The sequence below is a fragment of the Burkholderia sp. DN3021 genome, assembly GCF_049805555.1.
GTDB classification, from domain to species: domain Bacteria; phylum Pseudomonadota; class Gammaproteobacteria; order Burkholderiales; family Burkholderiaceae; genus Burkholderia; species Burkholderia pyrrocinia_C.
The window spans coordinates 1-469 of the sequence record NZ_JBNCAB010000290.1 but is presented as its reverse complement, the minus strand read 5'-3'; the positions used below and the strand labels follow the sequence as shown (position 1 = coordinate 469).

The following is a 469-nucleotide window of genomic DNA, read 5'->3' as shown; positions in this document are numbered from 1 at the left end:
GGTGCGGCCTGTTGCGGCGCGGCGGCCTGCGGCGCGAATACCTCGACCCGCGCGGCGGGTTGCGCGGCGGCGGCCGGTTCGGCGGCCGGAGCAGCGGCGTCCTGCGCGGCAGCCGGTGCCGCCGTCGCGGCCGGCGCCGTGCCGTGCGCGATGCGGATCTGGCTTTCGTCGATCACGAAGCAGCACACGGCGACGATGTCGTCGGACGGCACGTCCGATTCGAGCCACAGCGTCAGGTCGTCGCCCGCTTCCTCGCGGCCGACGATCCGGCCGAGGTTGCCGAGTTCTTCGCTGAGCAGTTCCCGGTCCTTCGCGTCGACGCCCGCCAGCGTGATCTTCAGGTGCGGGCCGTCTTCGCCCGCGTCGGCCGCCGGATGCGCGGCCGCGACGGCCTGCTCGACCACATGATCGGGCGCGCGATCGCCGCCGGCGGCGGGCTCCACGGCCGGTGCGGCCGGTTCGGCAGCAG

General features: G+C 75.5%; 1 pseudogene. It reads right to left on the bottom strand.

The features are described 5' to 3' along the window. A pseudogene (locus ACPUER_RS37135) lies at positions 1 to 469 on the bottom strand (chemotaxis protein CheA); the annotation flags it as partial.